This is a genomic window from Micromonospora sp. AMSO1212t, assembly GCF_008868145.1.
Lineage (GTDB): Bacteria > Actinomycetota > Actinomycetes > Mycobacteriales > Micromonosporaceae > Micromonospora > Micromonospora tulbaghiae.
Genome location: NZ_WBKS01000011.1, coordinates 71,677 through 79,710, shown reverse-complemented (window position 1 = coordinate 79,710; position 8,034 = coordinate 71,677). Strand labels below are relative to the sequence as shown.

The 8,034-nt window shown below is 72.1% G+C and carries 8 protein-coding genes; all 8 read left to right on the top strand.

The window, feature by feature from the left end:
- The coding region (locus F8279_RS05540) for a cellulose binding domain-containing protein (RefSeq protein WP_192580635.1) at window positions 1-317 on the top strand (317 nt) is incomplete at its 5' end.
- An 11-nt stretch (window positions 318-328) separates the two neighbouring features.
- Window positions 329-1,453 carry a ricin-type beta-trefoil lectin domain protein gene (locus tag F8279_RS05535; protein WP_151499296.1) on the top strand — a complete coding sequence of 375 codons (1,125 nt, stop codon included), beginning with the start codon at window positions 329-331 and terminating at the stop codon, window positions 1,451-1,453.
- 104 nt (window positions 1,454-1,557) lie between these two features.
- Window positions 1,558-1,974 (top strand): PPOX class F420-dependent oxidoreductase, encoded by a 417-nt coding sequence (locus F8279_RS05530; protein ID WP_151499295.1) that lies wholly within the window; start codon window positions 1,558-1,560, stop codon window positions 1,972-1,974.
- Between the two features lie 44 nt (window positions 1,975-2,018).
- Window positions 2,019-2,609 (top strand): DinB family protein, encoded by a 591-nt coding sequence (locus tag F8279_RS05525; RefSeq protein ID WP_091427979.1) that lies wholly within the window; start codon window positions 2,019-2,021, stop codon window positions 2,607-2,609.
- Window positions 2,610-2,698: 89 nt separating this feature from the next.
- Window positions 2,699-4,510, top strand: coding sequence for a hypothetical protein (locus F8279_RS05520; protein ID WP_151499294.1), 1,812 nt, complete (start codon window positions 2,699-2,701; stop codon window positions 4,508-4,510).
- 39 nt (window positions 4,511-4,549) lie between these two features.
- On the top strand, window positions 4,550-5,560 hold the full coding sequence (locus tag F8279_RS05515) for a glycosyltransferase family 2 protein (RefSeq protein WP_151499293.1): 1,011 nt from the start codon (window positions 4,550-4,552) through the stop codon (window positions 5,558-5,560).
- Window positions 5,561-5,674: 114 nt separating this feature from the next.
- Complete coding sequence (locus F8279_RS05510; RefSeq protein ID WP_091427890.1) at window positions 5,675-6,811, top strand: SPFH domain-containing protein; 1,137 nt, start codon at window positions 5,675-5,677, stop codon at window positions 6,809-6,811.
- Window positions 6,808-7,896: a hypothetical protein gene (locus F8279_RS05505; protein WP_091427889.1), complete on the top strand. Its 1,089-nt coding sequence runs from the start codon at window positions 6,808-6,810 to the stop codon at window positions 7,894-7,896. Before F8279_RS05510 ends, F8279_RS05505 begins: the two co-directional genes overlap by 4 nt.
- Window positions 7,897-8,034 lie beyond the last annotated feature (138 nt).

Sequence of the window (8,034 nt, the reverse complement as noted above, 5' to 3'; positions counted from 1 at the left end):
CCACCACGCCGCCGCCGAGCGGTGACGCCTGCGCCGCCACCTACCGCACCACGAACTCCTGGTCGGGCGGCTTCCAGGCCGAGGTGACCGTCACCGCCGGCGCCGCGGCGCTCAACGGCTGGTCGGTGCGATGGAACCTGGCCGGTGGCCAGAGCATCAACCAGGTCTGGAGCGGCACGCTGAGCACCAGCGGCTCCACCGCGACCGTCAGCAACGCCGCGTACAACGGCTCCGTGCCCGCGTCCGGCTCCACCACGTTCGGCTTCATCGCCAACGGCTCGCCGACCATCCCCTCCCTGACCTGCACCAGCCCGTGAGAGGAGCAGCAATGCGTACCAGAACGAGGAGATGGCTCACCGCGGGCGCCGCGCTGGCGCTGCTGGCCGCCGGTGTGCTCACGCCCGCCGGCCCGGCGGGCGCCGAGTCCAACGGCGGCACCCGGGTGATGCCGCTCGGTGACTCCATCACCGAGGGCACTCAGGTGCCGGGCGGCTACCGGATCGGCCTGTGGCAGCGGCTGGCCGGCGGCGGCTACCGGGTCGACCTGGTCGGCTCCCAGTTCAACGGGCCGGGCAACCTCGGCGACCACGACCACGAGGGCCACCCCGGCTGGCGCATCGACCAGATCGACGCCAACATCACCGGCTGGCTGAACGCCTACCAGCCCCGCACCGTGCTGCTGCACATCGGCACCAACGACATCCTGCAGAACTACAACGTCTCGACCGCGCCGAACCGGCTCTCCACGCTCATCGACCGCATCACCAGCACCGCGCCGAACGCGGACGTGTTCGTCGCGCAGATCATCCCGCTCGCCAACTCCGGCCAGGCGGCGGCGGTGCGCACGTTCAACGCCGCGCTGCCCGGCATCGTGCAGTCGAAGGTCAACGCCGGCAAGCGGGTCCACCTGGTCGACCAGTACTCGGCGCTGACCACCGCCGACCTGATCGACGGCATCCACCCGACCGCCACCGGCTACGACAAGATGGCGGCGGTCTGGTACCGAGCGTTGCAGTCGGTGTCCGGCAGCATCGGTACCCCCGGCAGCAGCGGGGGCACGTACCAGAACGTGCAGCTCGTCGGCGCCGGCTCGGGCCGGTGCCTGGACGTGCCGAACGGCAGCACCACGAACGGCACCGCGGTGCAGTTGTACGACTGCTGGGGCGGCACCATGCAGCGCTGGACCTACACCTCGGCCAAACAGTTGCAGGTGCTGGGCAACAAGTGCCTGGACGCCAGCGGGCGGGGCACCGCGAACGGCACCAGCGTGATCATCTGGGACTGCAACGGCCAGCCCAACCAGCAGTGGAACCTCAACGCCGACGGCACGATCAGCGGCGTCCAGTCCGGGCGCTGCCTGGACGCGGCCGGCTACGGCACCGCCAACGGGACGAGGATCAACCTCTGGGACTGCCACGGCGGCACCAACCAGCAGTGGAGCGCCCGCGCCTGACCGGTACGAGACGGGCTCCCCGGCGGACGCCGCCGGGGAGCCCGTCCGGGCGGCGCCCGCCACATGACCAGCGGCGGACCCCGCGGGTACGTAGAGTGCGAACCATGTCGAAGCCGCCGCTGCCCGAGCCCGCCGTCGCCATGCTGGGCAAACCGAATCCCGCCGTCATCGCCACGCTGCGCGACGGCCAGCCGGTGTCGGCGGCCACCTGGTACCTCTGGGAGGACGGCCGCGTCCTGGTGAACATGGACGAGGGCCGTCGCCGGCTGGCGCACCTGCGCAACGATCCCCGGGTCTCCCTGACCGTGCTGGACGAGCAGAACTGGTACACCCACGTCAGCCTCATCGGCCGGGTCGCCGAGCTGCGAGACGACGAGGGCCTGGCGGACATCGACCGGATCTCGCAGCACTACACCGGGCGGCCGTACCCCCGGCGGGACCGCAACCGGGTCAGCGCGTGGATCGAGATCGAGCGCTGGCACGGGTGGGGCGCGCACAAGGACAGCAGCCAGACCGGCTGACCGCCGCCCCCACGATGTCCGACCCGTACGGCAGAGTGTCGGGCATGACCGCACCGAAGGACCCGAAGACCGCGTTGCACGCCTACCTGCGCGGGATCCGGGAGGACCTGATCTGGAAGCTCGACGGGCTGAGCGAACGCGACGCCCGGCTTCCCCGCACCGCGACCGGCAACAACTTCCTGGGCCTGCTCAAGCACTGCCTGAACGTCGAGGCCGGCTACTTCGGGACCACGTTCGGCCGGGAGTTCCCCACGCCCGGGGAGCTGGTTCCGGACGACGCGGTCGACGCGGACCCGCAGGCGGACTGGTACGCCCGGGAGGACGAGACCAAGGACGGGCTGATCGACCTGTACCGCCGCGTGGGGGCGTTCGCGGACGAGACGATCGAGGCGCTGCCGCTGGACGCGCCGGGGCGGGTGCCGTGGTGGGGGCCCGGCCGGCAGGACGTCACGCTGCACCAGGTCATCGTGCACGTCTGCGTCGACCTGGCCCGGCACGCCGGTCACGCCGACATCATGCGCGAGCAGCACGACGCGGTGATCGGGCTGGGGCGGGACAACAGGAACATCCCCGGCGGCTACGACTGGCCGGCGTATGTCAGCAGGCTGACGACGCTCGCGGACCGGTTCGCGTAGCCGGTCCTTCCGGTATTCCGGCCGGAAGTTTCAACCATATTTCGGACAGCGGATCGACAGGACCAGCAGCATCGTGAAGCATCTATCCCATGAAGATCCGGCCCGCCGTCGCCCCGCCGACCGCTGAGGACACCGGTCCCGAGCAGCCTCCCGCCGACCGGCCCTCGGACGACCGCCCCTCCGACGAGCGCCCTTCCGACGGCAGACGCCGGTGGCGGCCGAACCCGGAGTGGACGCTGGCGATCCTCGGCAGCCTGCTGCTGGCGGTGGTGCTGACCTGGCCGACGATGCGGCACCCGGCGACCACGATCCCCGGCGACCTCGGTGACCCGACGTTGCAGGCGTGGCAGGTCGCCTGGTCCGGGCACGCGCTGCTCAACGACGCGGCCAACCTCTGGAACTCGAACACGTTCTATCCGGAGCGCTACACGTACGCCTACAGCGACACCCTGCTCGGGTACGCCCCGTTCGGGATGATCGGCTCCGGCTTCGAGGCCGCCGTGATCCGCTACAACGTGCTCTACGTGCTGCTGCACGCGCTGGCGTTCCTCGGGGCGTACGCGCTGGCCCGGCAGCTCGGCGCGAACCGCTGGGGCGGGGCGGTCGCCGGGATCGCGTGGGCGTACGCGCCCTGGCGGCTGGCGCACTCCGGCCACCTGAACATCCTGTCCAGCGGCGGGATCGCGCTGGCGCTGGCGATGCTGGCGCGCGGTCACGGCTGGTCGCTGCGCCACGGCTACCGGCCGGAACGCCGCAAGCCCGGCTGGGCGGTGGCCGGGTGGCTCGTCGCGGCCTGGCAGGTCACGCTCGGCTTCGGCATCGGGCTGCCGCTCGTCTACTTCCTGCTGGCCGCCGCGCTGGTGGCGGCCGGCTGCTACGGCTGGTCCTGGTGGCGCAAACGGGAGCGCCCCCCGTTCGGCCGGCGGCTGCTCGTCGCGGACCTCGCCGGCGGCGCCGTGTTCGGCACGGTGACGGTGCTGCTCGGGCTGGTCTACCTGCGCGTGGTCGACCTCAACCCGCAGGCCGTCCGGTCGCTGGACTGGACCAAGATGTTCTCCCCGCCGCTGATCGGGTTCGTCACCGCGCCCGGCGACTCGTGGCTCTGGGGGGAACGGCACGCCGCCGCCCGCGAGCAGCTGACCTGGCCGCCGGAGATGGCGCTGCTACCGGGCATGACGCTGATCGGGCTGGCCGCGGCGGGGCTGTTCGTCTCGGCGTTCCCGGTGCGGCACCGCGTCGCGCTGGGGCTCGGCGTGGCCGGCACCGTGCTGCTGGGCCTGGGCGCCACGCTCGGCGGGGACGGCGACCCCGGCTACCTGACGTTGTCCACGCTCCTGCCGGGCTGGGACGCGTTGCGCACCCCGGGCCGGATGATGCACTGGACCAGCCTGCTGCTGGCCGTCCTGGCCGCCGGGCTGGTGACCGCGCTGGCCGAGTCGTGGCGCCGGCCCGCTGCCGCGCGCGCGTCGCGGGCCGTGGCGGCGCTGGTCCTGCTGGTGCCGCTCGCCCTGGTCACGCTGGAGGGCGTCAACCGCACGCCGCACCCGGCCGTGCCGACGCCGCCGGCGGCGATGCGGACCGCGCCGGAGCCGATGCTGGTGCTGCCCGCCGGCGGGGTGGGTGACCTCAACTACATGCTGTGGTCGACCGACGGGTTCCCCCGGATCACCAACGGGCTCGGCGGTTTCGAGCCGGTCACCCAGGCCCAGACCAGGGTCGCCGTGGCGACGTTCCCCGACGCGGGCAGCGTGGCCTACCTGCGCGGGATCGGCGTGCGGTCGGTCGTCGCGGTGCCGAGCCGCGCTGCGGGGACGCCGTGGGAGGGCATCGAGACCCGGCCGGTCGACGGGCTGGGCATCACCCGGGAGGATGTCGATGGCACGCTTGTCTACCGCCTCTGACACCGTGGGCGCCGGGCGCGTGTGCCCGGGCCGGGCGGGGTGAGCACCGTGCGGTTGTCGGTGGTGGTGCCCTGCTTCAACGAGGAAGCGTCGGTGGAGCGGCTGCACGAGATGCTCAGCGCCGCGCTCGCCGAGCTGTCCGACGTGGACGCCGAGGTGGTCTACGTCGACGACGGCAGCGAGGACGGCACGCTGGCGGCGCTGCGCCGGCTCGCCGCGGCCGATCCGGCCGTCTGCTACACGTCGCTGAGCCGCAACTTCGGCAAGGAGGCGGCCATGCTCGCCGGCCTGCGACGGGCCACCGGCGACGCGGTCGTCATCATGGACGCCGACCTGCAACACCCGCCGCGGCTACTGCCCGAGATGGTGATGCTCTACCGCCAGGGGTTCGACCAGGTGATCGCCCGCCGAGACCGCCGCGGTGACCGGTTCGTCCGGATGGTCGCGTCGCGCTCCTTCTACCGGCTGGTCAACTGGTGGATAGACGTCCGCCTGCTCGACGGCGCGGGCGACTTCCGGCTGCTGTCCCGGCTCGCGGTGAACGCGATCCTGGCGATGCCGGAGTACAACCGTTTCTCCAAGGGCCTGTTCTCGTGGATCGGTTTCCGCACCGCCGTGGTGGCGCACCGCAACGAGACCCGGCAGGCCGGGCGCAGCCGCTGGACGTTCGGCAAGCTGTTCAACTACGCGTTCGACGGCCTGCTGTCGTTCAACAACCGGCCGTTGCGCCTGGCCATCTACGGTGGCCTGTTCCTCACGCTCATCGCGGTGGGCTACATGGCCTGGGTGGTCGCGGACGCCGTGGAGAAGGGCATCGACGTGCCCGGCTACACCACGATCATCGTCAGCGTGATCGGGCTCGGCGGCATCCAGATGATGATCCTCGGGGTGATCGGCGAGTACATCGGCCGGATCTACTACGAGACCAAACGCCGTCCGCACTATCTGGTGCAGGAGACCGAGCACGTCGTCGATACCCCCGGCCGGGTGCCCAGGATTCCGGAGCAGCGTACGGCCACAGGCGAATCGATGGCCGGCGAAACCGGCTGAGCAACCCCGATCGGTGGGCGCCGATAGGCGCAGAATCGTTCTCTTTTCGCAGGTGGCGGGCGGTTGCTATGGTCGCCCGCGACGCCGGAGACCGGCGCCGAGGAGAGGGTTGCGATGGGGCTGATGGACAAGCTCCGGGGCGAGCTCATCGACATCATCGAGTGGCTGGACGACAGCCGCGACACGATGGTCTGGCGATTCCCCCGGTATCAGAACGAGATCAAGATGGGCGCCAAACTGGTCGTCCGGGAGTCCCAGACGGCGGTGTTCGTCAACGAGGGGAAGATCGCCGACGTCTTCCCGCCCGGGACGTACACGCTGGAGACCCGCAACCTGCCGATCCTGTCCACCCTGAAGGGCTGGAAGTACGGCTTCAACTCGCCGTTCAAGGCCGAGGTGTACTTCGTCAACACCCGGCAGTTCACCGACATGAAGTGGGGCACCCAGAACCCGGTCATCCTGCGCGACGCCGAGTTCGGCGTGGTCCGGGTGCGGGCGTTCGGCGCCTTCGCGGCGCGCGTGGTGGACGCGTCGCGGCTGCTGCGGGAGTTGGTCGGCACCGACCCGCAGTTCCGCACCGAGGAGGTGCAGGAATACCTGCGGCAGCTCATGGTGGGACGGCTGGGCGGCGCGCTCGCCACGGCCGGCGTGCCGCTGCTGGACCTCGCGGCGCACCAGGACGCGATCGGCCGGCGGCTGGCCGCCGTGCTGACCGAGGAACTGGCCGAGGTCGGTATCGCGATCCCCAAGTTCGTCATCGAGAACGTGTCGGTGCCGCCGGAGGTCGAGCAGGCGCTGGACAAGCGGACCAGCATGGGCGCGGTCGGCGACCTGGACCGGTACACCCGTTTCCAGGCCGCGAACGCGATGGAGGCCGCGGCGAACAACCCGGGTGGCGAGGCGGGCGCGGGCATCGGCCTGGGCCTGGGCATGGCGATGGGCCAGCAGATGGCCCGGTCCATGGGCGGTGGCGCGGCCACGCAGCCGGTGCCGGCCCAGCCGGCCCCCACGCAGCCGGCCGCCGCCGAGCCGCCGCCGCTGCCGGGCCAGGCCCAGTGGTACGTCGGCGTCGGCGGCCAGCGGCAGGGCCCGTACGACCTCGGTGGGCTGGCCGAGCAGGCGGGTGCGGGCGCGCTCGCCGCGGACACGCTCGTCTGGCGTGCCGGCATGGCGCAGTGGCAGCCCGCCGGGCAGGTGCCCGAGCTGGCGTCGGTGCTCGCCAGCGTCCCGCCGCCGCTGCCGCCGCAATGAGCGACACTGCTGTCTCCCCGCCCTCGTACCAGTGCGGGGGTTGCGGCGCCCGCGTGGAGTTCGCGCCGGGCACGACCGCGTTGAGCTGCCCGTACTGCGGGCACCGGCAGGAGATCGTCGGCGCGGGCCGGGAGGTGCGCGAGCACGCGTACGCGGAACTGGCGTCGCTGCCCCGCAAGCCGGTGGCGAGCGTCGGGGCGCACACGTTCGTCTGCCCGGGCTGCGGTGCCCGGACGGAGAGCGACGCGCTGGCGCAGCGCTGCCAGTTCTGCGCCACCCCGCTGGTGGCCGACGCCGGGGCGGGCGAGCTGATCGCGCCGGAGGCGGTGCTGCCGTTCGCGGTGGACCGTAACGGCGTGCGGACGGCCCTGGGCCAGTGGTGCCGCAGCCGCTGGTTCGCGCCCGGGAGCCTGAAGAAGATCAGCGAGGCGGAGACGCTGAAGGGCACGTACCTGCCGCACTGGACGTTCGACGCGCGGACCGAGTCGGACTACCGGGGCCAGCGGGGCGAGCACTACTACGTCACCGAGACGTACACGGTGACCGTCGACGGCAAGCAGGAGACGCGCACCCGGCAGGTGCGGCACACCCGGTGGCATCCGGCCGCCGGCACCGTGCGCCGGGACTTCGACGACGTGCTGGTGCCGGCCACCACCCACCTGCCCACCGAGCAGCTGGACAAGCTGGCGCCGTGGCCGCTGGCCGAGGTGACCGCGTTCCACGGCGACTACCTGGCCGGATACCAGGCCCTGCGGTACGACACCGAGCCCGAGGCGGGACTGACCGAGGCGAAGGCGCGGATGGCGCCGGTCATCGAGCGGGACTGCCGGTCGGACATCGGCGGTGACGAGCAACGGGTGTCCGCCGTGGACACCGCGTACTCCGACGTGTCGTACAAGCTGGTCCTGCTGCCGGTGTGGATCGCCGCGTACCTGCACGCGGGCCGGTCGTACCAGGTGCTGGTGAACGCGCGGACCGGCGAGGTCATCGGCGAGCGTCCGTACAGCACGGCGAAGATCGCGGCGGCGGTGCTGGCCGCGCTGGCGCTCGTCGCGCTCGTGGTGGCGTACGCGATGATCCGCTGACGCGCACGGGCCACCGGTACGGCATACCGGTGGCCCGTGACGCATCGCGCGAGGTGACTGCCCGAGCGGCCGATGCGCCGCCGCGCCGGTCCACAGCAGAGTGAGGGCACGACCACCATCGGCCGGGCGGCGACGGAG